Origin of the sequence: Yersinia bercovieri ATCC 43970 (genome assembly GCF_013282745.1) — a bacterium.
GTDB lineage: Bacteria > Pseudomonadota > Gammaproteobacteria > Enterobacterales > Enterobacteriaceae > Yersinia > Yersinia bercovieri.
Genome location: NZ_CP054044.1, coordinates 3,927,718 through 3,952,311, shown reverse-complemented (window position 1 = coordinate 3,952,311; position 24,594 = coordinate 3,927,718). Strand labels below are relative to the sequence as shown.

Sequence of the window (24,594 nt, the reverse complement as noted above, 5' to 3'; positions counted from 1 at the left end):
AGCGCTAACGCAAAGAAATGCGAAGAAACAAGCATAACCTGATATTTAAGAGCAGCCTAAACGGGACTCACTACTTAGCGGGTGGTTTTTTTGCCCATAGCAGGAAGCGCTGTTGGGTTTCGGCATCGGCTTGCAGGAACCAATATTGCAGCATCTGTTCAGCGACATTCTCACCTTGCAGACGGGTTGTCTTCTGTGTTGCATTTGTACCTGCAACCGCAATGGTGGTCCCCGGCACGGCACTTACTGGTGACGGCGGTATTGTGGCAAATGAGGGAACGGAAGCACTGTATTGCCCGACGTTATAGGTGGCCATTGCGGTTTCAAGTGTTGTCGCAGTGTTGAGATTCTCTTCGTGCAGCACATCGTGGCGCACCGACAACGGGCGGCCATTATCGCCAATAAGCTGAAATATAGGGTTTTTAGAGAACTTATTCCCATCTCGTTCAGTCTCGATAGCGGGTAGTTTGATGGCAACTGAGCGAATATTGCGGGTATTAAACACCACCACCAGTGGCGGAGATGCATACAATATTTTCGGTTCTGCCGGCAGCGGTTTTGCCACTTTGAACAGGATTTGATGCTGGCCGCTGTTTAGCTCCAAACTATCGGCCCCTTTTAGCAAGGAGCCAGACATATTTTTGCCATCGACCACCAACAGGTCAATTTCCGGTGCAAGTTTTAAGGTCGTGGCTAACGCTGAAGTGCTACAGCAAACGGCCAAAATCCCTGCGACCACCAGACCAAATTTCATGTGTTGCTCCTGAAGGTGATATCCACTTACATTGTCAGACAGGCTAGATTATGTGTCAAAGTCTTTCCGTGCGCCCACACTTATTTACTTTCTGAAATATTCAGTATAAATGTGTCATCATTATCCTAATGAATTCTAAAGATAAAAGAGGCAATCTAACAGTTATTAGTGCTATATCTATTAAACGAAATCAATTAGACCGGGTTTATTCTCAATTTTCCACATGATGTACACTTAGACGTCGCCTAATATTTATCATTCCACCTAAATGCAAATGGATAGGAATATTCTTTTAGCGCATCAGAGGAGCTGAAAAATGCACGATAAAGAGATTGCTGACACTCTCCAGCAGGTAAAAACAGTTGCGCTAGTCGGGGCAAGTGATAACCCATCGCGTCCCAGTTATAGTGTTATGGCTTATCTGCTACAGCAGGGGTATCAGGTTATCCCTGTCAGTCCGAAACTAGCGGGAAAAACGTTACTGGGGCAGCAGGTATACGCTGAACTGGCGGATATCCCTCATGCAATTGATATGGTGGATGTCTTTCGTAACACCGAAGCTGCGTATGGCGTGGCACAGGAGGCGATAGCCATCGGTGCTAAAGTGCTATGGCTGCAAATCGGTGTGATTAATGAGTTGGCGGCAACATTGGCGGCGGATGCGGGGCTAAAGGTGGTTATGGATCGCTGCCCGAAAATTGAAATACCTCGGCTGGGCTTAGAAAAAGAGTAATATTCGCACCTATTGGGGCAACTCCCCGCCATAAAAAGCCCGGCAGGGTGCACCGGGTTTTATTGATATGCCTTGAGACTAAGGTGTCTGGAGACTCAGTTTCGTAGACGTGGGGCCTGTAATTGATGGCGAATGGACGCCGCCAGTTCATCCAACGACGGCTGCTCTGGGTGAGCATCCACATCTTCATAAGTCAGCTGTGCTTCAGCGAGATAAGTATGTACCGGTTGCCCCTCATCATCCTCAATGACCACGTGATACCAGGGTGATGAGCGCAAAGTATCATTGTTTGCAACTTCATCAGGTTCAGGTGGCTCAAGAGAATATTCAGGATCGATATCAATTACCACACCCAAATAGCCGTGCAGGCTGTGGCGGACCTGTTGCCCAATACCAAATTTGCTGGCGATCATGATAACCTCCTGAAAAACATTACCCTGCCTTCTATATGAGGGCATTGCGGGGTATTTCAAGTCACACTATCCGACAAGCGAAGCCTTTTAGGTACAAACCTTCCGGATATGTTGCAATTACCGGATGATCTGCGGCCTGACGGAACTGCTCTATAAATTGTATATCATTGCCTGCATCTAACGCGGCATCTGCCAAAATTTTCTGGAATAAATCTGTTGGCATTAATCCTGAGCAGGAGAAGCTTAATAAGATCCCACCCGGACGCAATAGCTGTATCGCTAACATGTTGATATCTTTATAACCACGACAGGCGCTCGCCAGCTGACTCTTATTTTCCACAAATTTTGGTGGGTCCATAATGATCATGTCAAACTTCTCCCCCTGTGCGCGATAATTGCGCAGCAGTTGGAACACATCATCACGCACGAACTCAGCTTTGCTCATATCCAACTGATTCAGTTCAATATTTTGCTTTGCGATATCCAGCACTGATTGCGAAGTATCAACACTGATAACTTGTTGGCAATTGCCCATTAGCGCGGCGACAGCAAAAGCCCCGGTATAGGAGAAGCAGTTCAGAACACGGCGGCCATCGGCGTAACGACGTGCAGCCAGGCGGCTATCGCGCTGATCCAAATAAAAGCCTGTTTTATGACCTTGCTGAATATCAACCAATAACTGCATACCGTTTTCGCTGATTGGCAACAGAGCAGGGGGCATTTCGCCGCAAACTGTCCCTTGGGTCAGTGGTAAGCCCTCTTTTTTACGTACCGAAACATCAGAGCGGTCGTAAATAGAGCATTCCGGGTAGCATTGCTGCAACGCGCTGACCAGTGCAGCCCGCTGATATTCGGCACCGGCAGATAGCAACTGTAATACCAGGAAATTCTGGAAGCGATCAATGGTGATACCCGGCAGGCCATCAGATTCACCGGCAATCAGACGGTAGCCATTCAAGCCATCTCGCTGTGCCAGCCAATCCCGCCAGCGCTGTGCTTGCTGTAGACGGCGGACAAAGAATTCGCGGTCTATCACTTCATCTTGTTGGAACGTCCAGACGCGTGCCAGAATTTGTGATTCCGGAGAGTAGGCACCGCGAGCCAGCCATTTACCTTGGCTATCAAGGATATCGATAGTTTCACCGGGAAGGGCATCGCCTTCAAGGCGCAGAACTGCCCCAGAGAAGATCCATGGATGGCGACGAAGTAAGGACTTTTCACGTCCTTTGGCAAGAATCAGGCGTAAGGTCATAATTAAGTGGCTGCCAGCTAGCTAAAAAAGAGCGGTATTGTCGGAGTATGAGCCGGAAAATGCAAATTATCACGTTGATGAGGGGTTGATATGGCAAAAATATGCACGGCTGCCTATGTTTACGGCATCGTCCAGGGGGTCGGTTTCCGCTATAGCACACAACGTCAGGCCCAGAGACTGGGGGTAACAGGTTATGCCAGAAATTGTGATGATGGCAGTGTAGAGGTGCTGGCTTACGGTGAGCAAGAAGCCGTAGATAGCTTGATGGCGTGGATTAAGCAGGGGGGGCCACGTGGGGCGCGGGTGGATCGCTTGCTGACCGAACCTCATCCCGCCACGCCGTTTACAACATTTGACATTCGCTATTAATTCGCCAGTCGGCGGGTGCTATGGCGGCAATGGTGCCGCCTATTAAATACATTTTACGGGTTTGGGTAAACCTGCAATCTTCGTCGCTTGTTTTGCTGGCCCTTTGGGGAATAAACGATAGAGATATCGACTATTACCTCTCTCTTCACCATATTTCTGTGCCATGGCTTTAACCAGCATACGGATGGCGGGAGAGGTATTGAATTCCTGATAAAAAGCGCGCACAAAACGCACCACTTCCCAGTGAGGATCTGTCAGTGTGATGCCCTCCTGTTCAGCTAAAATCGCGGCTAAAGCTTCGCTCCAGTCTGCGCTGTTTTTCAGATAACCCTGCGCGTCGGTCTCAATACTCCGACCTTCAAACTCCAACATATCACCTCGGTGATTAAATCAATGAAACGGACGCTAATTTAGCAAATATTTGCCCACAGCCCAAAGAAATCTCTCTATTCATCTGCCAGGGGCGGCAGTACGAGATAAAAGTGCGGGTTGTTGCGCAGCGAATCATCAGTCATGACGATTAATTCATCACTCGATATTCAGATGGCGGCTTTTTGGCCGATTAAACACAAACAAGCTTTACAAGCGGCAGTGCTCTGTTTATAGTTCGGTCCGTTGCGGAGGGGTGGCCGAGTGGCTGAAGGCAACGGTCTTGAAAACCGTCGACGGGTAACCGTTCGAGAGTTCGAATCTCTCCTCCTCCGCCATCTTCGAATCCCAATCCCTTGAAAAGATTGGGATTTTTTGTTTGTGACTTTTTCTGGTATGCCATCGGGTATGCCATGTCCCATTCGCTGTGATTAGACTGAATTGATTGAGATTAGGATAGATACAGTCTGCGATGAAGATAAGTACCCACAATTCGGCCCGATAGAAATCGGGTCAATCGGTTCTGAGAGTATCGAATTTAGATGCTGCTAAATTTTTGTCGAAAGCATCTGTGGATAGTGTTTCGCCACGATATCATTCATCTTATCAATCAATTCAGGCTTCCTAAATGTCAGATGCGCTGAGCCCTTCATAAAGTATTTTATCGAAAAGTAATCGTCTTCATAAACTTTCGCTATATGCGGATTGGCACTGATCAGCGCATAAAGCCGAGTTGTCACATCGCCCCGATTATCGGGGATAGCCTTAGCGGAAACGGCGATGTACAGTATAAAGCAGTTGTTCGGTGGTTCGCTGACGTTGCGTGACTACGATGGTCAGGTTGCAGAGGCTTTGGCCATGGTGCGTGCGCTGAACAAAATGACGAAGGCAGGCATGCCAGAAAGCGTGCGTATTATCTGACAACTGCAACCGGCTACGAAGATGCTTGCCCAAAATCTGATTTATTCAACAAAGCCAGCTATCCAATGAAATAGCTGCGCTTTATATTTTCTTACTTTGGCAATAAAACTGCTCACACTCAATAATACCGATTCATGCCTCAGGTCGACTTTGTCATTGGATTATTCGCATTGATACGAAACCGATACCAAGAATCCGATAATCCGAGCTTCCGGTAAGCTGCATAGGCGATACCGCTTTGGGTGGGATGAAAGTGATGCTATCGGCGCTCTCACCTTCGAGGTCAACATCCAGACGGATTTCAGAGGCACCTGTAGTGAGCGGAATACGGTATTCACGACTGCCTATCCTGACGAGAGTCGGTTCATGATCTTTCGCGTCAAAAATCCGAGCATTCAGTATAAGAGAGAATTTCTGTGGCAGTGGGTCGGTAAATTTGAAGACGGCTTGTTGGGATGACCAGCGTCCCCACGGCTCGGCTGCATACAGACCTTGGGCGTCGTCTATAAAGTCAGGCAAGTTGGCCCGGGTAAAGTCTATTCCGCTCATCAGGTCTGCGCTGTAGCGTGGGCCTAAAGCGTCTGCAATGTACCCTGCCTCTCGCTGAATTTGCTTTGTTGTCAGACTGGCCAAGTCGGGATGCGCGCTGTTATCCAGCTTATAGAACACCATTTCTTTGTTGTCACTCTGAAGCAGCGGCGGTTGCTGTAGCAACTGAGATAATTCTTGAATAATCGCTTCGCCGTTGTCTGCATAGCCACGACGATCGATATAAATGCCATCAAAGCCGAGTTTGCGGATGACCTCAATCTGATGCGACATTGGCTCTTGTGCCAGCGCACGATAGAACAAATCACCTGGCCGCCCCTTCGTACCGCCGTAGCTCCAATGCAGGTCTTTCGAATGCAGCACACCAGCCATCATTTGGTAACTGCGTAAGCGGTGCATTATCGGTGTTTCAGGAAAGCCTATGTAAGGCAACTGATAAACCGCCCCCCCGCAGGGAGCGCTTTTTCGATAGATTGGACAAAGTCTCTGTCGTTATCGAACCAAGCCTTAACGGTCGCATTACAGTTTTTGCAGGCTGACACGGTCTGGTCGTACAAGCCTACGAACATCAGCACTACTGCAATGGCTACCGACTGCTTGGCAAGCCGAGGTGCTTTCTTCTGCAATAAAAGCTGGAGCGAAATGAAGAAGAAAAGCAGGGCGCCGCAAGCGATGAAAATGCTGTCTCTGTTCCAACCCCTTATCAACGGGGAAATGACCATTGCAAAGAGCGAACCTAAGCCGCCTACTGTTGCAAACAGGAACAGCACAAATGTCGTGACCGCAAGAAGGCGAAGCTTATCATCATATCTCGTCCGTGCAGGGATGAAGATTAGGTAAAGCAACGCCATCATAAAGCCCGCAGCACCGATGATACCCATCGACGAACTAGCATTTTCGTTGACTAAAGGGGTTTGTTGATACTTCTGGGCGACCGCTCTAAATTGTGAAATCCGGTGGTCTATCCGCGGCATCAACAGCTGCATCATCTTCAGCCCATAGGTTTCAGATTCGACAATTGAACGCTGAGCCATCTCCAGGTTAGGGCCGTTCTTATAAGTCCCTAGCACGTTAGGCGCGAGGTTTAACATCACACCTAAAATGGTTGCACTGATGAGTAGCGCCGCTTTTTTCGCACCGTGGGAGCGTCGAGATTTGATAGCGCTCATGACACCGGCTGTGGCGAGAATAATCACCCCAAACAAAGCGTAATACACCCCGAAGGAGGCGAGAACCAGCATGCCTGCAGCGGACGCCACGAGTTTGCGAAGCGTCGATTTAAGTCCCGTGCGACCTGTAGGCCCGCGGGTCAGGTAGATATCTAATGCCAGATAGAAAAACAGCGGGGCGACAAAATAGCAAGTGTAAAAAAGATGTCCTAACCGAAGGAAGTGGAAAGGGACAAACGTGTAAAGTACGCTCATCGCCACGGCAAAACTGCGATTCAGAGAGAAAGCCCGAGCGGTCACGTAGGTGGCAACGAAGCAGGAAGCAAATCCAAACAAAAAGAATAGATTCACTCCACCCACCCAGCCGCCACTCATCAGCGCGAATACTTTGATCAATAAGTGAGCGCCCGAATCTGAACCTGGGAAATCTAGGAAGCTTGAACCGAATGGATAACCACTTCGGACGTTATCGAATAGCCAGCCTTCCGTGACTCTTTGCGCCATCCATGCATGGAACAATCCATCACCCGAATAGCCATAGGGGGTTGTCAAGTTTGGTATCAAGCCGTCGGGCAGGCCACTCATGAAAATGCTTGCGAGGAAGAAAGTCGCAATCGTACCGATGATTATCAGCTTCCAGTCGGCAGCAAACGTCATCCGCCATGTTGGATAAGCGCTCATTTCAGTCTCACTATATGTACTTGGTTTAAGTATAGATTTCAATGCATTCCCCAGGGAGGTTAGTCAAAATTCACGCGTTCGCTTTCGATGACTAACGGCATATTGCGGATTTTGGTGTGAACCGATCCCAAGTACTCCCCAAGCATCCCCAAGAACAGGATCTGTACCGAGCTGAAAAAGAACAAAGAAATGAGCAATGGCGCGATACCCATTTGGAAGGAGTTCCAGAATACCAACTTCGCGATCAAGAACCCAAATGCGGCCAACAGGCTGAGCCCTGCGAGCATTGCGCCGCCTATCACCATCAGCCGTAGCGGCACTTTGGAGTGATTGGTAATACCCAGCATGGCAATGTCATACAACGTGTAGAAATTGTTTTTGGTTATGCCGCGCATGCGCCGTGGTTGCTTGAATGGCACGGTCGCGATCGGGAAGCCTATCTCACACAGCAGACCACGGAAATAGGGATAAGGGTCGTCAATCTTCTTCAGTATGTCCAGAACGGCCCGGTCGAATAGACCTGCTCCCGTGGCATTTTGCACCAACGGCACTTCGGAGATACGGGTGACGAAGCGATAGTAGGTACGGCGTGCGAAGAACATTAGGCGCGACTCTTCGCTTTCCGGTTTCACCGCCATGACTGTCTTGAAACCTTCCTCCCACTTTTTCACGAACTCTTCGATCATTTCGGGCGGGTCTTGCAGGTCAGAGGCAATCAATATTGCGGCATCGCCCCGAGCCTGAAGCAAAGCATAGTACGGCGAGCGGATATGGCCGAAGTTTCGCGCGTTCAGGATGAGCTTTACCCGCTTGTCTTGGGCCGCCAATGCACGCAACTTGACGAGGCTGTTATCAGTTGAGCAGTTGTCGATGAAGATATGTTCGTAATCGTAGTCAAGACGTGCCATAACGTCGACGATGCGCTGGTAAAGTTCATCAATATTGGCTTCTTCGTTGTAGCAAGGTGTCACTATGCTGATGAGTTTACGCATGATTGAATATATACCTGTTATTAATGACAAATGAGAGTAGAGCCATCGGCACAATTAATGCGATGCCAGCTAAATAGGGGGTCGCGCCCAGTGATGTAAGCGCAGCAATACCCGCCACGTTGGCACCGTAGACAACGATATACCCGGCCACGAAACGGAAGATGAGACTATTTTTTTTCGAGCCAAACACCAAGGCACCGATGCTTTTAAAGTTGAACAAGACGCCGAGGATCGTGGCCAGTAGTAGAGCCATGCTGTAATGCAGACCGAGGTAGAGAAAGGCAGCAAAACAGCCGTAACCGAACGCTGCATTCATCACCCCCACCAACAAAAAACGGACCAGCTTTACCTCTAGAAGTGCGCTAATCCGTGGGCATGCTTTTTCAGTCTTCTGCATGCAGTGCCTGCCTGATCTCATGCATCACACCGCTCAGCGAAGAATCGGTGGGTACATAGCCGAATAATTGCTCGGCCTTGCGATTGTACGAATAGTAATGAGCCTTTTGGCCTGTGGCATTCACCTGAGACTGCTCACCGACAATCGTAAAGTTCAGACCGAACTGCTCGCCCAAAGCTGCGAGCAACTCAAATTTCCCTACGGGCGCGAGGCTGTAACAGTCCACAGCACTGTTGCATGCAGGCGCTTGCAGTATTCGGTCGATTAACTGCATGAAGTCAGCAGGGGTAAGGTAGTCTCGCAGCATGTCATCCGGTGCAACTTCCAGAACCGTCCCCGCATGCAGTGCCCTTAGGATGTCACTAAGGAAGAACCGTGCCTCGCGCGCCTGACGATGACTGAAATAGCTGAATACACGAACATCGACGATAGCCGCATCCGGCAGTGCTCGATGACGACACTCAGTCTGGAATTTGGCAGCGCCATACCAGTGCTGGGGCAATAGGGCATTGATTGGAAAAACTGCCGTCGAGGTCTCTGTGACCGGGGCTGCAAAATTGGAACCATAGGCGGCGCCGCTACTGAGATAGATGTATTTGCACTCAGGGTGGCTGCGCAGATAGGCCAAGGCAAAGTTGTCATAGTGTTCGGTGACGGTAAAAATGGCTTGACCCATTTGTAACGCTCTGGCCGGATCGCCTACGCCAACGAAATTGATGATCGCGTCGAACTGGTCGCTATCATCAAAACTGTCGTAGGTGACGACGGCAAACCCCTTGCGCGCCGCAGTCTCTTGAAGCTCGGCATCCAACGTGCTGGACGCGCGGACGAACAGGGTGCACTGATAAGTCGTCGACGGAATGCTGGCTATCAGGTCCTTGGCGATATGGCTGCTCGCTCCTAGGATGGCGAGTCTCATTGACCCAGCTCCAGTAGCGGCGACTGTTCGTTGATGGGACGGCCGAACTCCAGACGTGGTCGGCACTCTCGCGCATCTGGCATCAATACCTCAAGCAGCATCGGCTTTCCACTCGCTAGGAACTCAGACACCGCTGCCTTGAAGGTTTCCAGGTCGCTCAAGCTCCGCGAATCGATGCCATAGGCAGCACCCAGTGCTTGGAATTGCGATGTGTAGCCATCCCAGTAAGTGGAGGAGTTACGACCCTCGAAATACATTTCCTGAAAGCCTCGTACCATGCCTAGGGAATGGTTGTTCAATACCACCGTGAGGATGGGGAGACGCTCACGGGCGATGATATCCAGCTCTTGAATATTCAGTTGGGCGCCGCCATCACCAGTAATCACCACAACTGGCTTGCCACCAGCGATACAGGCACCCACCGCAGAGGGAATGGCAAAGCCCATCGTACCTAGGCCACCAGAATGGTGCATAGCCTGACGAGAGCCTAGGCGCAAGGTGTGCGCGGCCCACATCTGGTTGTTGCCCACATCGACGACGTAATCTAGCGCTTGGCCTTCAGCCAGCTCGTTGAGGGTACTGAACAGTTTGAAAGGGCTGATACTCCAGTCCGTATACTCGTCCTTGAACGACTGCTCGAACACCTGCGCTAGGTGCGTTTGCCAAGCAGTGGGGACGGATCGTAGGTTTGGAGCATGGGTGACGAAAGAGGCAAATACCGCCTCAAGGTTGGCATTGATCGACTGTTGCGCTTTTACCCTGTTATCCAACTGGGCAGCGTCCAGATCGAACTGCACGATATGCGCATTGTGCGCGAAGGTTTCCGTCTTTGCGCCGGTTTGGCGCACATCCATGCGGCTGCCGAACACGATCAACAGGTCGCAGTTCTGCACTGCATAATTAGCCGCTCGGGTGCCATAGGCCCCCAGCATTCCAAGGTAATGCTCGCTGGCAGGTAGTTTCTCGGCACCCTTAAGGCTTGCGACGTGAGGGATGCCCAGTTTACTGACCTCGCTCAACCATTGGCTGAACCCAGGTACATTTACTGCGCCGCCACCAATAAGGAAAACGGGTTTCTGCGCTTTTTCCAACAACGCCCATACATCGTCGTACGGGGCGCTTTGCTCCGGTGCCAACGAAGACTCGTAGGCCCAGACGCTTAATAATTCATCCAATACTGCCTCGTCCACCTCGGCTCGCTGGATGTCCATGGGTATGTCCAGCAATACAGGGCCTGGGCGACCTGATCGAGCGATGGTAATCGCTTTGAGCAAGCAGGGAATCAGTTCATCAATGTGCCCGACTTGATGAGCATACTTGGTGATACTCTTCACCAACGCGACGCTATCGAGCTCTTGAAAACCCTGTTGACGGATGGCCCGTTCCCCTTTGAGCTCATGTGTATTGACCTGGCCGGTCAGGAACAGACACGGGTGGCTGTCCAGCCAGCAATCGGCAATTCCCGTGATCAAGTTCGTGGCACCTGGGCCACTAGTGCCCAATGCCACGCCCATCACTTTGTGATTTGTCGCACGTGCGACAGCAGATGCAGCGAAGGCGGCGCCTTGCTCATGGTGCATTGATACCAATTTGGTTTTGCCAAGCAAGTTAATGCTATCCACCAAATGGGTGATCATTCCACCAATGAGCTCAAAACCATAAATGACTTGGGTGTCCGCTAGGACTTTTGCTACTGCATCTGATGCTTTCATAAGTTAGAAACCGATCCCGAAGAACTCTTCCAGTTTTTCACCAACGTAATCGAAATGTTCCTGACCCAACGACGGTTGTACGCCCAGCCAGAAGGTCTGGTTCATGGTGCGATCGGTGTTGGTCAGTTCGCCCACCACGCGGAATTCCACATCATGGAAGTACGGCTGGCGAGTCAGGTTGCCTGCGAAAAGAAGCCGAGTGCCGATCTTGTGTTGATCAAGAAACTTTAGCAAGTCTACACGCTTAACGCCTGCAGTTTCTTTCAAGGTCACTGGGAAACCGAACCAAGATGGGTCACTGTTAGGCGTAGGCTCGGCGATTTCCAAGAAGGCGCTGAGGCTGGACAAACGCTCTTTCAGTAGCTTGAAGTTGCGCTTGCGGGTCTCGATGAATGTCGGCGCGCTTTCCAACTGGGCCAAGCCGCAGGCGGCTTGCATGTCAGTGATTTTCAGGTTGTAGCCCAAGTGTGCGTACACATACTTGTGATCGTAACCTTGTGGCAGGCTACCGAATTTCTGTCCGAAACGATTGCCGCAGGTGTCGTCGCAACCTGGCGCGCAATAGCAGTCACGGCCCCAATCACGGAACGACTCGGCGATCAGTCTCAGTTGAGCGTTGTTCGTAAACACAGCGCCACCTTCACCCATGGTGATGTGGTGGGCAGGGTAGAAGCTGAGCGTGGCGATATCGCCAAAGGTACCGACCATTTTGCCGTCGTATGTCGCGCCCAGCGCGTCACAGCAATCTTCGACCAGCCACAGGTTGTACTTTTCACACAGTGCTTTCACCTTGCTCAGATTGAATGGGTTGCCCAAGGTGTGAGCGAGCATGATGGCCTTGGTCTTCGGCGTGATGGCGGCTTCGATCAAGTCTGCATTGATGTTGTGGGTGTTCATTTCAACATCGACGAACACAGGGATCGCGCCGAACTGAACGATCGGGTTAACAGTAGTCGGGAAACCCGCAGCAACGCCAATGACTTCGTCGCCTTTTTTGATTGCACGATCACCCAGTTTCGGTGAAGTTAGGGTGCTGAACGCAACCAAGTTGGCCGAAGAACCTGAGTTCACGGTCAGCAGGTAGTTCACGCCCAAAAACGCAGCTAGTTTCTTCTCGAATTCAGCGTTGAAACGACCAGTGGTCAGCCAGCCGTCCAGCGAGGCCTCAACCATCAGTTGCAGTTCACGTGCGCCGATTACTTTACCCGATGGAGGGATGACAGTTTCGCCCCCGACAAAAGGTTTAGCCGCCAAGGCAGTTTGGGCGTAGCGCTCAACGAGTTGGCTGATTTCCTGACGGAGCATATCGGGGGTCATAGTATTTCCTGTTCAATCTAATTATCGGTTAAGTGCCAGTGGCATAGCTGCCATGTAGCTATTGATTTCTTCGATGCAACGGGCATGCATGTCATCGCTCTGCAACCAGGCGCGATGCCAGTTGACGATGCGAGTGAGTGTCGTCTCCAAGCCCCATGTTGGTTCCCACTTCAGGTGAGTGCGGACCTTGGATATATCCAGTTTTAAATAGCGTGCTTCGTGCGGTTGCGGGTCGCTGTCAAGCTGCCAGCTAGCGCCATCCCCCCAGGCCTGCACCATGTGATCGAGTATCCATTCGACTGGTTGAGCATCTTCGTCGCGAGGACCGAAGTTCCAGCCCTGAGCAAATGATTGGCCATGCTCCCATAGGTGTTGGGCCAGAACAAGGTAACCGCTTAGCGGCTCAAGTACGTGCTGCCAAGGGCGGGTGGCCTTCGGGTTACGCACGACAACGGGCTTGCTCTGTTCGACAGCACGCAGGATGTCCGGAATCAACCGGTCGTCGGCCCAATCGCCTCCCCCGATGACATTGCCGGCGCGTGCCGAGGCCAATACAGCGGAGTGTTCGGTATTAAAGAATGAGTTGCGATAAGCACTGGTGACCAATTCCACACAGCCCTTACTGTTGCTGTACGGATCGTGGCCACCCATGGGTTCATTCTCGCGATAGCCCCATTCCCATTCTTGGTTCTCGTAACATTTGTCGGTGGTGACATTCACGATAGCACGTAGGGCGGGACACTTACGCGCGGCCTCCAACACATGAACGGTGCCCATGACGTTGGTGGAGTAGGTTTCGACAGGCTCGCGGTACGACAGTCTAACCAGCGGTTGAGCCGCCATGTGAATCAGTATGTCTGGATTGAAGGCAACCATGCTATCAGTAACGGCATGTAGGTCACGAATGTCGCCTATCTGCGACTCTATACCCCTTTCAACCTGTGCCTGTTCGAACAATGAAGGCGTAGTTGGCGGCGCTAAGGCAAAGCCTTTCACCTGAGCACCCATGTCCTGTAGCCATAAAGCCAGCCAACTACCCTTGAAACCAGTATGACCGGTGAGGAAGACCTTTTTACCTTTCCAGAAGTCAGCGGAGACAGAAGCTTTCATATCGTTCTCAGTCCCAGGTTTTCCAAGGTGCGTTGCCGCTCTGCCACAACTTCTCAAGCAGATTTTTGTCGTGCAGGGTGTCCATCGGTTGCCAGAAGCCCGGGTGCTCGAAGGCCATCAGTTGGCCCTGTTCGGCGAGGCTCATCAGCGGGCCCTGTTCCCAGACCGTGCTGTCCCCTTCTAGGTAATCTAGCACCTGAGGAGAAAGCACAAAGAAGCCGCCATTGATCATGGCGCCATCGCCTTTAGGTTTTTCTTTGAAGTTCAGAACTTGGCCTTCATTCATATCCAGCGCGCCAAAGCGGCCTGGTGGAAAAGTCGCGGTGAGCGTGGCAGCTTTGCCGTGGCTCTTGTGGAAGGCGACGGCAGCGCTGATGTCCATGCTTCCCACGCCATCACCGTAGGTGAAGCAAAAAGCCTCTTCATCGCGCACATAGTCTGCCACACGGCGCAGGCGGCCACCGGTCATCGACGTTTCGCCCGTGTCGACCAATGTCACATGCCAGTCTTCAGCACGCTGATCGTGAATCTTCATGGTGTTTTCGCGCATGTTGAACGTGATGTCCGACGTATGCAGGAAGTAGTTAGCGAAGTATTCCTTGATCATGTAACCCTTGTAGCCACAGCAAATGATGAAATCATTGATGCCATGGGAAGAGTACATTTTCATGATGTGCCACAGAATCGGCTTGCCGCCGATTTTAACCATAGGCTTCGGCCGCGTACCGGTTTCTTCGCTTAAACGCGTGCCGAGCCCACCAGCCAGAATGACCGCTTTCATAACCGTTCCTTATTAGTATTAGTTCGAACTCACGAATGCATCGGAGTAAAAGTGTTTCACAGGTAACCCAGCAATAGTCAGTGCTTCGCGGGCGGAATGAATCATGCTTTCCGAACCACAGGCGTAAACCACCGCCTTAGTGAGGTCGATTCCATCATCCAGCAGGACGTTCTGTACGTAGCCTGTACGCCCCTGCCAGTCCGCGCCGGCTCGCGACAATACCGGAATAAACACCGCGTTCAGACTCTCGAAATGGGGGGCCCAATAAATATCATCTACGGTACGCCCGCCCCAGTATATGAGAATTTTCTTACCTTCTGCCAGAGCCGGGTTGTTTAGCAGTTGCTCAAGCATCGCCTTCACTGGCGCAATACCGGTGCCAGTAGCGAGAAACACGATTGTGCTGGCGTCTTTGTCTCGCAAGCAGAAGGTGCCGAGTGGGCCTTCTAGACGAAGTAGATCATTCGGTTTGGCGCTGCCGAACCAGTATCTTGACATCGCGCCTTGTTCGACTTCGCGGATCTGCAGTTCCAGCTTACCGTCGGTGCGTGGGGCATTGGCAATAGAGTAGCTGCGACGCAGGCCGCCATCACCGATCACATCCAGATATTGACCCGGAAGGTAATGCAGCTTGCTGGCGGGAGGCACTCGCAAGAGTACTTCCACAACGTTATCAGCCAAACGGGTGATCGTATCAATGCGGCAAGGGAGAGTTTTGACCTCGATGTCGCCCAGAGCGCCAATGTCTTCGGCATCAATCTCGACATCGCTTATGGCATGGCGGCAGCAGGTAAGAATCACTCCCGCTGCAATTTCCTCGGTAGTCAGTGACGTTTCTTCCCTGTGAGCTTCAGTATCACCGCTGAGTACGGTGGCTTTGCACACGCCGCAACGACCCGTGCGACAGCTGTATTCCAATGTAATGCCCGCTGCTTTGGCGCTGTCCAGCAGCGAAGTGCCAAGGTCGGAACTGAATGTCTGTCCATCATGAAGTTTTACTGAAACCATGGATTACCGGATTCGAATTTTGAAAGTCTATTAGAATATACTATCTATTTAGGGGTTGCCATTATTATGAGCTTAAGCAGGAATGCGTCGATCTCGGACAACCCGCGCAGCGGTGTTGAACGTCGCTTGCGACGGCCCCGAAGGGGTGAGTCCTGCTGGCAGGGCGAATAATCGAACGGCGTTCGATGGAGAGTCAAACGCCAGAAAGCAAAAAACCAGCCGTTAAGCTGGTTTCTCTAAATATGGTGCCCGGACTCGGAATCGAAATAAACTACATTATGCGTTGTTATTAAACGATATTATTGTATTCGATAAATGTAGAGGCCCCCGTTAAGGCCCCCGGAATGTTTTGCATCAAAAAGGGAATAGGTTTGATGATTTTTTCTCCTGCGAGAATATTACATATCATTCAGGGGGGGCCGCATCACGGAACCACCCTGAACATCAACTATAATGTAATCTGAGGATGTTTAATACCGCATGCATGGGCATACCTGACTAATGTGTCAAGGCTCGCTTTAACGATATTAGACTCCATGCGGGAAACTGTGGGCGGTGTTACCCCCATTCGTTCTGCAACCTGCGCACGGGTTAATCCTGCATGGCGACGCCATTCTGCCAGCATTATCTGTAAACGCTCTTTACGCTCTTCGGCTTCATAAGCGGCTTGTACTTCTGGGTCAGACATTAAATCAGCCCTGACGGTATCCCAGGCAATACCTTTAACTTTTGTCATGTAGCATCTCCTCTAATCGCTCAAACGCGAGGGTTATCTCCCCTGACGGTAATTTCTGCGTTTTCTTGATGAACACGCGCAGTAGATAGATATTTTTTCCTTTCTGGTAAACATACAATCCCCTGGCAATATCGGTTCCCATCGTTCTGAGTTCAAACAAACCGTCTCTGACGGGTTTGCTGTCGGGCTCTCGTAATGCCGTGGCATTCATTTTAAGCTTATCAATCAGGCGGATCATTTTAGCCCTGATGACTGGCGGTAAACCTGCTATTTCATCAGGCACTTCATCATGTAAAATTACATTAAACACAGAATACTCCTCTATAGAGAAATATTGCCTTTTAAGCTAAGTTAAGTCAAATGCTAATTAACGAGTGATCGACTCAATTAGCCTGATCTTCAACATACCCGGTAAGATCTGGGCTATCGCTTCAGTTTTCTACAGAGGTTTTATGATCCGCCAGAGACGTACTTGCCAGCCATGCAAAGAAAGTAAGACGGAGGTCGCATTACCTGGTTGTACGTTCCGGCAGCACGCCTGGGTAATGTTTCGCCACGATAGCATTCATCTTGTCAATCAATGAAAGTTTTCTAAATGTCAGGTGCGCTGATCCCTTCATAAAGTATTTTATCGAAAAGTAATCGTCTTCATAAACTTTCGCTATATGCGGATTGGCACTAATATGCTCATACAACCGGCTTGTCACATCGCCCCGGTTATCCGGGATCACTTTACCGTCCAGCAAGTGCAACATGCGCTCCAGGTCTCGCCGGGAACCGTGGTTCAGGGTAAAGCCCCATCGGTTGCAACTGACCAAATTGCTGATGATTATTTTTTTGCCAAATTGGCATGGACTGTTGGTTTTATAATGCCAGGATAATCCTTTGAATAAATTGATGACCCCGCGTGGCTTTGTTGAATAAATCAGATTTTGGGCAAGCATCTTCGTAGCCGGTTGCAGTTGTCAGATAATACGCACGCTTTCTGGCATGCCTGCCTTCGTCATTTTGTTCAGCGCACGCACCATGGCCAAAGCCTCTGCAACCTGACCATCGTAGTCACGCAACGTCAGCGAACCACCGAACAACTGCTTTATACTGTACATCGCCGTTTCCGCTATCGACCGACGGTTGTAATCTGTTGTCCATTTCCACCGTGCATTGCTCCCGCTCAGCCGTTGATTCGCAACAGCACGATTACGGTCTGCATACTCACCTGACCAGTAGCCAGCTCCCTTCCGGGGAGGAATGAGCGCGCTGATTTTCTTGCGACGTAGTTCGTCATGACATCGCCGTGTATCGTAAGCTCCGTCCGCCGCCGCTGACCTGATTTTTCGGTGGGTCTGCCGGATAAGTCCCGGGAAAGCTTCAGCGTCCGTGACGTTGTTCAGCGACAGGTCCGCGCAGATGACTTCATGCGTACTCGCATCAACAGCCAGATGCAGTTTTCGCCAGATACGACGGCGCTCTTTGCCGTGCTTTTTGACTTTCCACTCCCCCTCACCGAAGACTTTTAAGCCGGTGGTGTCGATAACCAGATGCGCAATTTCACCCCGGGTGGGCGTTTTAAAACTGACATTAACCGACTTTGCCCGCTTGCTGACACTGGTGTAATCCGGACAGCGAAGAGGAACATCCATCATGGCAAAAATGGAATCAATAAAGCCCTGTGCGGCTCGCAGGGTCAGGCGGAATACACGTTTAACGACCAGGACAGTGGTGATGGCGAGATCAGAATAGTGCTGAGGCCGTCCCCGCGGTTGATGAGGGCCTTGTTGTAGTTGCGCCAGTTAGTGACTTTAAACTTCTGCTTTGTCATGGGACGACCAGTGTTGCCGGATGATGCGTGATCTGATCCTTTAACTCAGTAAAAGTTCGATTTATTCAACAAAGCCATTTGATGGCAATAGTGCAGATATAAACATTATTGCCACCCTCACAGCTGCTTTCTATTTTCTATTTCAGCTATTTCAACTCCTGAACCTGTTTGTTTAATTGCCATGACAGCAGTGGCGTAAATGCTTGCCACCGATTAAAGGTTTTCTCCTGTTCCGCGTCCATTGGTTGAGCGGCGCCCAGTAATAGCCCCTGTTTATCAGCCCAGGGATGGAACTCCCCTTTGCCCGCTAAAGTGAAACTCCCTTGCTCAGTGATCAACAGTTCAGGGTTGTAGCCCTGACACCAGAGCGCATCCGGCTTTTCAGACAGCAAATCGCAACCGGTCCGGTAGTAGGGGGCTTCTGACAGGCTAAGTTGATACAACGTCGGCCAGATATCTTTATGGCTGCCCACACGGGATGCATCAAAATGGCGGTTCTGACGATAGCCCTGAGGGACATAAAGATAGAATGGAACTGCGCGGCTAAGGGCCAGTTCTCTGTTGTCAGGATAGCTGATACCACGAATATTATGGTCACCCGTCGCGGCAATAATCGTGTGCTCACCTAATGGCTGCTTTTTTACCCAACTGATAAATTGCCCTAGCTGATCATTGGTGTAACGCAGGGTATGGAATACCTCATCCAGCTGCTTACCGCTAGCCAGATTGCTCAGCCGCAGTTTTTCCGCATCGGACAATTTGATATCGGTCTTCGCATAGCTATTAGGCGCTTTGAATGGCGGATGATGGGTAGTCGACATTGACATGATCAAGACGTGCTCACCCACTTTGTCGGCCTGAGCTAAACGCTCTTTGATGTAGCGGAACATAAATTCATCAGGGACACCCCAGGTGCTGGCTTCGGCTTCTGGATAGCGCTTTTTCAAACCGTTTTGTTCAACAAATTCACTGACGCCTAAGTGAGGCAGGAACTGATTCAGATTGCGCCAGGAGCCGTTACCTGAAGTGACGAAAATGATTTTATAGCCGTTAGCCAGAAAGGGCTTAAACATATTGCTAGAAAAATCAGTATTTTGAGCGTAGGACTGGCTAATGTTACTGTTTGGGCTGCGGACAAAGAAGCGGCTTAGGCTATCAATAGTGCCATTCCCTTCGGAGATAAAACGGCTAAAGCGCCAGTCAGTTTGCCAGTGCTGTTTTAGTGCGCCGAATAGGTCACGATCCGGGCGGTCATACTCTTCAAGGTGATAGCCCATACTCTCCATCACGGTGAAAACAACATTAGGTGGGGATTTTTTCGCGATAGGGTTAGGGAGCGTTTTCGCCATAAATGGCTTGAAACTCGCCTCGGTGGGCTGAGCTAAAAACTGACTAAGTAGCTCTTCCCCCTGCTGGTTGGTGGCTGGAGGGAAATTGCTATATTCACGATGGGCCTTAACCGCCCAGGTCAGGGCCATTGGGCCGCTCGGCGTCAGCATATTCAATAAGTTAACATCTGAAACCTGGGCATCTGACTGTCGAAGCGGAAAGGTCCCCAGAGAGCCGCGGGTGCCGATAAAACTGACGGCCAGAATAACCAACGTTGAAATGGCGGCCACGGCGATACAGCTGCGTTGTTCAGGCCAACTGCTAATTTTTTGCTGCCAGCGGCGACAGATCCACAAAATTGCGACCACAAACAGCGTTAGGCAAATCACGCTGCGAATAACCGGATAGTCACTCCACAGGGTTTTTAGCACCGCGACGGTATCATCTTCCGCCAGCCCGAAAATAAAGATATCAATCGGCCGCTGATAGGTCGCGTAATAGAAAATATTTCCCACGGTGAGTATGGTGACGAGGGTGCCCAGGAGGGTGGCAAACCAGGGCCAAAAACGCTGCCAGAGGTGAAAGCTGCTTTTATTGAGCGCCAGCAGACCCGCAATTAATAAGCAGGGAACAAACATCAAGCTGGCGATGCGAACATCAAACAGCCCACCGATGAAAAACATACGCTGTACGTCAGTTGATAAACCAGCCAGTGACTCGGGGTCACCATAATCTGTTAGCAGATAGACTCGTCCTGCTAGCTGGGTGGCCACAACCAGTATCCATGGGAGCAACAGCGCAATAAAAGCGTGCTTAAATCTGTAAAACCACATAATCCTTTTCCTGTGAGTTTCCAAAGGCAACAACATTTCAAAGTCATCAGAAATACCTTCGGCCCTGTCGCGTTAAGTTCACGTCGACTATCCGAGCACAGGGTATCGGCAGGAGTGGGGGAAACATTAATAATTAAGGAAAAGCAAGGTGTTACGATATTTGTGTTACATAATCTGTTGTAACCAGGGATATGGAAAAACGTATCTGGCCTGTTAATTAATTGTATTGAATTGATCTGTTTTAGGTGAGTGGAGAAACCCGGTGACAAGCAGATTGGTGGGATAGTTAATGGTGAGATAGTTATTGGTGAGATAGTTATTGTGCTCGCGGGTATAAGTGATTTTGTAAACAGGTTAATACTCGGCAACACCATTTAGTATCAGCCCCACGACGACCAATATCATCAACCCTACCTATAAAGAGGTATTCCATTGACTTTTATGTAAAAAATGATCGATAGGCACTTTTTATTTGAGCTGCTTCATAAAAGTGAATACCCATACAAAAATTGTTTGATCTAAAACAAGCATTCTCACTACTACAAATAATTTGCCGCAAAACCTCCTTAATATCGCCTTACCCCAGTGGGTGATATTGGCCATGGACTGTCTCTTGGCTGAGCATTTCTCATCCTATGTGGGCTTAAAAATAAAAATAACTATCTGGTGCGGGCAGTGATATCGCCCGGGATGGAAAAATACACTGGGGTACATATTGTGAGCAAATTGATAAGAGAGATGTCAGTAGGGATATTGGCTCTTTTGGCAATAGGGGGCGTGTTTTCTCTGTCGGCTGCCCCCACACCGCCGATTGAGGCCCGCAACGATAAATTCGCTGAGCAGCATGTTGATCAGTTCACCTCATGGCTAAAAACCAAAGAGAGTGGGCCGCGTGAAGATGCACTGGCGGATGATCCTAATTTGGTCATTCTCTGGGCGGGCTATCCCTTCGCGAAAGATTATAACAAACCCCGCGGGCACTATTATGCCGTGACCGATGTGCGGGAAACATTGCGCACCGCCGCGCCGAAAACCGCAGAAGATGGCCCACTACCGATGGCCTGTTGGAGTTGTAAGAGTCCGGATGTCGCCCGCTTGATCAATGAGCAGGGTGAAGAGGGCTACTTCAAGGGAACATGGGCCAGAGGCGGCCCAGAAGTGGTCAATCAGTTGGGATGTGCCGATTGCCATGATACCGCCTCGGCCGATTTTGCCGCCGGCAAACCCGCATTGGTGCTCTCTCGCCCCTATACTGAACGCGCGCTGCAATCCATCAATCAGCCTTTCGCGCACGCCAGCCGTCTGGATCAACAATCCATGGTGTGCAGTCAATGCCACGTTGAGTATCACTTCGCGGGCAAAGATAAAACGGTAAAACTGCCATGGGATCAAGGCACCGATGTGGAGTCAATGGAGAGATATTATGATGAAATTGCGTTCTCTGATTGGGTTCATCCGCTGTCGAAAACCCCAATGCTCAAAGCGCAGCATCCTGAGTATGAAACCTGGCGTGCAGGGATCCATGGCAAGAATAATGTCAGCTGCATCGATTGCCACATGCCGAAAATCCAGAATGCGGCGGGCAAAGTGTACACCGATCATCAGATCCGCAATCCCTTCGATAGCTTTGAAAGCACCTGTGTTAACTGCCATACCCAAGACAAAAAAACCTTGCAAGATATTGTTGCTGAACGCAAAGCCAGCATTCAGGAACTGAAATTGAATGTTGAGAAGCAGCTGGTTCATGCCCATTACGAGGCGAAAGCCGCGTGGGATGCGGGGGCGACTGAGCAAGAGATGAAGCCTATTTTGCAAGATATCCGTCATGCCCAGTGGCGTTGGGATTATGCCATCGCCTCCCACGGCATTCATATGCATGCCCCGGATATTGGCCTGAAAGTGCTGGGCGGCGCGTTGAATAAAGCCGCCGATGCCCGCACTAAGCTGGCGCGTCTGCTGGCGACTAAAGGGATTAGCCACGAAATTGTGCTGCCGGATATCTCGACCAAACTCAATGCGCAAAAAGCACTGGGGATGGATATGGATAAGCTGAACCGGGAGAAGCAGGAGTTTCTGCAACAAGTGGTGCCAGCCTGGGATGATCAAGCCAGAAAAGCGGGCCGTTTGAGCCAGTAAGCGGCGTTCCGGTGGGCGAAACCCGCTCACCGGCTCTCTTCCAGGGACCAACTGACCCCAGTTTGGGGTCATAGCAAAGGTGGAATCACTATGCGCGTTTTACGTTCATTCTGTTCAGCAGCGCTGCTGGCCGTATTGACTCTGTGCACGCTGCCCACTCACGCCACGACACAGACCGCGCCGCCGAAAACAGCTGCCTCGCGTCATGTGGTGGAGCCGCAGCGGGATCCAGATGCAGCTTGTATCCAATGCCATAAAGAGCAAAAAGATGAGTTGCACGGCAAACATGCGGGTGCAGTTAATCCGAATACCCAATTGGCGGTCACCTGTACCAACTGTCACGGCAAGGCGTCGGTATTGCATCGTAACGGCGTCAAAGATGTGATGCGTTTCAACAGTGAGATGTTGAATGCCGATAAGGCGATGTACAGCGTCACGCAACAAAATAGTGTCTGTATGAGTTGCCATCAGCCGGAAAAATTGCGCGAAGCTTTCTGGCCGCATGATGTGCATATGTTGAAGCTCTCTTGTGTCAGTTGTCATCAGTTGCACCCTAAAACTGATCCGATGCAGGGTCTGGATGATAAAGGGCGGGTCAAAATCTGTGTTGATTGCCACCGCCGCCAGCAGGAGCTGATTCCGAAGGAGAGGCCATGAATAGCCATCGTCGTCACTTTCTTATCAGTATGGGGGCGCTGATCTTTATCACCGGCTCCACCAGAGGTTCGCTGGCATTTAGCGGCACTATCGACGGCGTTCGCTACGGGATGCTACATGATGAGACTCGCTGTATCGGCTGTACCGCCTGTATGGATGCTTGCCGCGCAGTGAATCAGGTTCCGGCTGGGGTTTCGCGGCTCACTATCATTCGCAGCCAGCCCATCGGGGAGTTTCCGGCGGTGAAATATCAGTTTTATCGTCACTCCTGCCAACATTGTGATAAAGCCCCTTGCGTGGATGTTTGCCCGACCGGCGCATCCTATCGCGATAAGGCGACCGGCATTGTCGATGTCAATCCTGACCTCTGTGTCGGCTGCCAGTACTGCATCGCCGCGTGCCCCTACCGGGTGCGCTTTATTCATCCGGTCACAAAAACTGCGGACAAGTGCGATTTTTGCCGCAAGACCAATCTAAAGCAGGGGAAGCAGCCGGCCTGTGTGCTGTCATGCCCCACCAAAGCACTGGTATTTGGCAATCTGGACGACGCCAATAGTGAGCTGGTGAAGCTACTGCATCAGCGCACGGTGTATCGCGCCAAACTACATCTGGGGACACAGCCGAAGCTGTACCGTGTGCCTTTTCAGTATGGGGAGATTACCGGATGAGCCATAAACCGAATACGCCGTTTCACTTTGAGTCGTTAGTGTGGGATTGGCCGATAGCCATCTATCTGTTTTTGATTGGCGTCTCTGCGGGGATGGTGGTGGTGAGTCTGCTGGTTAAGCGGCGAGTGCTAAGGGAGGATGCGGCGCAGAGCGGGCTGCTCAAATCCACGGCAATTATTGCGCCACTGGCGGTTATCTTCGGCTTACTCATCTTAATCCTGCATCTCACGCGGCCATGGACCTTCTGGAAGCTGATGTTTTTCTACAGCACCAGTTCTGTGATGTCACTGGGGGTGATGCTCTTTCAGCTCTACATGGTGGTGCTGTTGCTCTGGCTGGCGGTGATATTCCGCCACTGGCTAACCGCCCAGCTACAGCCCTATCCAAAACTGAGCTGGCTGGGCACGATACTCAATAAAATAGCGCCGATTGAGCGCCAGCTTGAGCCATTTATGCTGTTACTGGCCGTGGCTTTGGGGGCCTATACCGGTTTTCTATTGTCCGCGCTGAAGAGCTATCCGCTGCTGAATAACCCCGTGTTACCGGTGCTGTTCCTATTCTCAGGTCTCTCTTCGGGGATCGCGGCAATGGTGCTATGTGCGGTGACATTGTTTAATGAGCCGGTAGATAGCCCAGCACTGGCGTATCTCCATCGGCTGGAAAAACCGGTGGTCTGGCTGGAGCTTTTTCTGCTGCTGGCATTCTTTACCGGGCTATGGTTTGGCGGCGGTCAGAAAGCGGTGGCGGTGACGGTCGCATTAGGCGGCGGCTTCTGGGCCACTATGTTCTGGTTTGGGGTGATTGGTTGCGGCATGGTGCTGCCATTGATCTTAAACCGCTACTGCAGACCTAACCTGCGCCACCGGCTCTCTTTTTTGCTCACAGTATCGGGCCTGAGTCTGTTTGGCGTCTTCGTTTTACGTTTTTTCATTCTTTATGCTGGCCAGATGACGGTGGTGTGATGAGCGAG

At 50.8% G+C, this 24,594-nt stretch carries 23 protein-coding genes, 1 tRNA gene and 4 pseudogenes; 8 read left to right on the top strand and 20 right to left on the bottom strand.

The genetic code is table 11. The annotated features are described in order from the left end of the window. Positions 1-70 precede the first annotated feature (70 nt). Complete coding sequence (locus tag HRK25_RS17935) at positions 71-754, bottom strand: DUF2057 family protein (protein WP_005279810.1); 684 nt, start codon at positions 752-754, stop codon at positions 71-73. A gap of 316 nt (positions 755-1,070) precedes the next feature. Here HRK25_RS17935 and HRK25_RS17930 point away from each other — a divergent pair, with 316 nt between their 5' ends. Further along, the gene (locus HRK25_RS17930; RefSeq protein ID WP_005279808.1) at positions 1,071-1,487 is read left to right on the top strand and encodes a CoA-binding protein; all 417 of its coding nucleotides are present in this window, start codon (positions 1,071-1,073) and stop codon (positions 1,485-1,487) included. Positions 1,488-1,582: 95 nt separating this feature from the next. Here the strand turns inward: HRK25_RS17930 and hspQ are convergent, their stop codons facing one another. Both hspQ and rlmI read right to left on the bottom strand, forming a co-directional pair. Continuing rightward, positions 1,583-1,900 carry a heat shock protein HspQ gene (gene hspQ, locus HRK25_RS17925; RefSeq protein WP_004873797.1) on the bottom strand — a complete coding sequence of 106 codons (318 nt, stop codon included), beginning with the start codon at positions 1,898-1,900 and terminating at the stop codon, positions 1,583-1,585. A 61-nt stretch (positions 1,901-1,961) separates the two neighbouring features. Then, positions 1,962-3,152 (bottom strand): 23S rRNA (cytosine(1962)-C(5))-methyltransferase RlmI, encoded by a 1,191-nt coding sequence (rlmI, locus tag HRK25_RS17920; RefSeq protein WP_005279806.1) that lies wholly within the window; start codon positions 3,150-3,152, stop codon positions 1,962-1,964. 90 nt (positions 3,153-3,242) lie between these two features. Between rlmI and yccX the strand changes: the two genes are divergently transcribed. Then, complete coding sequence (gene yccX, locus HRK25_RS17915) at positions 3,243-3,521, top strand: acylphosphatase (RefSeq protein WP_005279804.1); 279 nt, start codon at positions 3,243-3,245, stop codon at positions 3,519-3,521. A gap of 42 nt (positions 3,522-3,563) precedes the next feature. Here yccX and tusE read toward each other — a convergent pair whose 3' ends face one another. Further along, positions 3,564-3,893: a sulfurtransferase TusE gene (gene tusE / locus HRK25_RS17910; protein WP_005279802.1), complete on the bottom strand. Its 330-nt coding sequence runs from the start codon at positions 3,891-3,893 to the stop codon at positions 3,564-3,566. 247 nt (positions 3,894-4,140) lie between these two features. Here tusE and HRK25_RS17905 point away from each other — a divergent pair. Next, positions 4,141-4,228: transfer RNA gene (locus tag HRK25_RS17905), tRNA-Ser, on the top strand. Positions 4,229-4,438: 210 nt separating this feature from the next. Here HRK25_RS17905 and HRK25_RS17900 read toward each other — a convergent pair. Then, positions 4,439-4,666 (bottom strand): annotated as a pseudogene (locus tag HRK25_RS17900) (DUF4942 domain-containing protein); the annotation flags it as partial. Here HRK25_RS17900 and HRK25_RS17895 point away from each other — a divergent pair. After that, positions 4,653-4,811, top strand: a pseudogene (locus HRK25_RS17895) (IS5/IS1182 family transposase); the annotation flags it as partial. The pseudogenes HRK25_RS17900 and HRK25_RS17895 overlap by 14 nt on opposite strands. A gap of 153 nt (positions 4,812-4,964) precedes the next feature. Here the strand turns inward: HRK25_RS17895 and HRK25_RS20100 are convergent. The 15 genes and pseudogenes from HRK25_RS20100 to HRK25_RS17825 all read right to left on the bottom strand — a co-directional run bounded on the left by HRK25_RS20100 (position 4,965) and on the right by HRK25_RS17825 (position 20,163). Beyond that, a complete protein-coding gene (locus HRK25_RS20100; RefSeq protein WP_217364410.1) occupies positions 4,965-5,735 on the bottom strand; it encodes a DUF7024 domain-containing protein in 771 nt (256 codons plus the stop codon). A 44-nt stretch (positions 5,736-5,779) separates the two neighbouring features. After that, positions 5,780-7,210 (bottom strand): hypothetical protein, encoded by a 1,431-nt coding sequence (locus tag HRK25_RS20095; protein ID WP_217364409.1) that lies wholly within the window; start codon positions 7,208-7,210, stop codon positions 5,780-5,782. Positions 7,211-7,269: 59 nt separating this feature from the next. Beyond that, positions 7,270-8,202, bottom strand: coding sequence for a glycosyltransferase family 2 protein (locus tag HRK25_RS17885; protein WP_032899095.1), 933 nt, complete (start codon positions 8,200-8,202; stop codon positions 7,270-7,272). After that, complete coding sequence (locus HRK25_RS17880; protein WP_032899094.1) at positions 8,195-8,599, bottom strand: GtrA family protein; 405 nt, start codon at positions 8,597-8,599, stop codon at positions 8,195-8,197. Before HRK25_RS17880 ends, HRK25_RS17885 begins: the two co-directional genes overlap by 8 nt. Continuing rightward, positions 8,586-9,518, bottom strand: coding sequence for an NAD-dependent epimerase/dehydratase family protein (locus HRK25_RS17875; protein WP_032899093.1), 933 nt, complete (start codon positions 9,516-9,518; stop codon positions 8,586-8,588). The genes HRK25_RS17880 and HRK25_RS17875 overlap by 14 nt, the downstream gene beginning before the upstream one ends. Next, positions 9,515-11,230: a thiamine pyrophosphate-binding protein gene (locus tag HRK25_RS17870; protein ID WP_005279595.1), complete on the bottom strand. Its 1,716-nt coding sequence runs from the start codon at positions 11,228-11,230 to the stop codon at positions 9,515-9,517. The genes HRK25_RS17875 and HRK25_RS17870 overlap by 4 nt, the downstream gene beginning before the upstream one ends. Before the next feature lie 3 nt (positions 11,231-11,233). Then, the gene (gene rfbH, locus HRK25_RS17865) at positions 11,234-12,547 is read right to left on the bottom strand and encodes a lipopolysaccharide biosynthesis protein RfbH (protein ID WP_005279592.1); all 1,314 of its coding nucleotides are present in this window, start codon (positions 12,545-12,547) and stop codon (positions 11,234-11,236) included. A gap of 21 nt (positions 12,548-12,568) precedes the next feature. After that, a complete protein-coding gene (gene rfbG / locus HRK25_RS17860) occupies positions 12,569-13,657 on the bottom strand; it encodes a CDP-glucose 4,6-dehydratase (protein WP_005279590.1) in 1,089 nt (362 codons plus the stop codon). A 7-nt stretch (positions 13,658-13,664) separates the two neighbouring features. Next, on the bottom strand, positions 13,665-14,438 hold the full coding sequence (rfbF, locus tag HRK25_RS17855; RefSeq protein WP_032899091.1) for a glucose-1-phosphate cytidylyltransferase: 774 nt from the start codon (positions 14,436-14,438) through the stop codon (positions 13,665-13,667). 18 nt (positions 14,439-14,456) lie between these two features. Further along, complete coding sequence (locus HRK25_RS17850; protein ID WP_005279585.1) at positions 14,457-15,446, bottom strand: FAD-binding oxidoreductase; 990 nt, start codon at positions 15,444-15,446, stop codon at positions 14,457-14,459. 448 nt (positions 15,447-15,894) lie between these two features. Next, positions 15,895-16,182, bottom strand: a complete 288-nt coding sequence (locus HRK25_RS17845) for a helix-turn-helix domain-containing protein (protein WP_012104592.1) — start codon at positions 16,180-16,182, stop codon at positions 15,895-15,897. After that, positions 16,169-16,492: a type II toxin-antitoxin system RelE/ParE family toxin gene (locus HRK25_RS17840; RefSeq protein ID WP_005280057.1), complete on the bottom strand. Its 324-nt coding sequence runs from the start codon at positions 16,490-16,492 to the stop codon at positions 16,169-16,171. Before HRK25_RS17840 ends, HRK25_RS17845 begins: the two co-directional genes overlap by 14 nt. A gap of 199 nt (positions 16,493-16,691) precedes the next feature. Continuing rightward, a pseudogene (locus HRK25_RS17835) lies at positions 16,692-17,090 on the bottom strand (DUF4942 domain-containing protein); the annotation flags it as partial. 57 nt (positions 17,091-17,147) lie between these two features. Continuing rightward, positions 17,148-18,066, bottom strand: a pseudogene (locus tag HRK25_RS17830) (IS5 family transposase). A gap of 81 nt (positions 18,067-18,147) precedes the next feature. Next, positions 18,148-20,163: an LTA synthase family protein gene (locus HRK25_RS17825; RefSeq protein WP_032898988.1), complete on the bottom strand. Its 2,016-nt coding sequence runs from the start codon at positions 20,161-20,163 to the stop codon at positions 18,148-18,150. Positions 20,164-20,901: 738 nt separating this feature from the next. Here HRK25_RS17825 and nrfA point away from each other — a divergent pair. The 4 genes from nrfA to nrfD all read left to right on the top strand — a co-directional run bounded on the left by nrfA (position 20,902) and on the right by nrfD (position 24,586). Then, entirely contained in the window at positions 20,902-22,299 is a 1,398-nt protein-coding gene (gene nrfA, locus HRK25_RS17820; protein WP_049602390.1) for an ammonia-forming nitrite reductase cytochrome c552 subunit, read from the top strand. Between the two features lie 90 nt (positions 22,300-22,389). After that, positions 22,390-22,956 (top strand): cytochrome c nitrite reductase pentaheme subunit, encoded by a 567-nt coding sequence (gene nrfB / locus HRK25_RS17815; protein ID WP_005279228.1) that lies wholly within the window; start codon positions 22,390-22,392, stop codon positions 22,954-22,956. Beyond that, positions 22,953-23,624 carry a cytochrome c nitrite reductase Fe-S protein gene (gene nrfC, locus HRK25_RS17810; protein ID WP_032898990.1) on the top strand — a complete coding sequence of 224 codons (672 nt, stop codon included), beginning with the start codon at positions 22,953-22,955 and terminating at the stop codon, positions 23,622-23,624. The genes nrfB and nrfC overlap by 4 nt, the downstream gene beginning before the upstream one ends. Beyond that, positions 23,621-24,586: a cytochrome c nitrite reductase subunit NrfD gene (gene nrfD, locus HRK25_RS17805; protein WP_032898991.1), complete on the top strand. Its 966-nt coding sequence runs from the start codon at positions 23,621-23,623 to the stop codon at positions 24,584-24,586. Before nrfC ends, nrfD begins: the two co-directional genes overlap by 4 nt. Positions 24,587-24,594 lie beyond the last annotated feature (8 nt).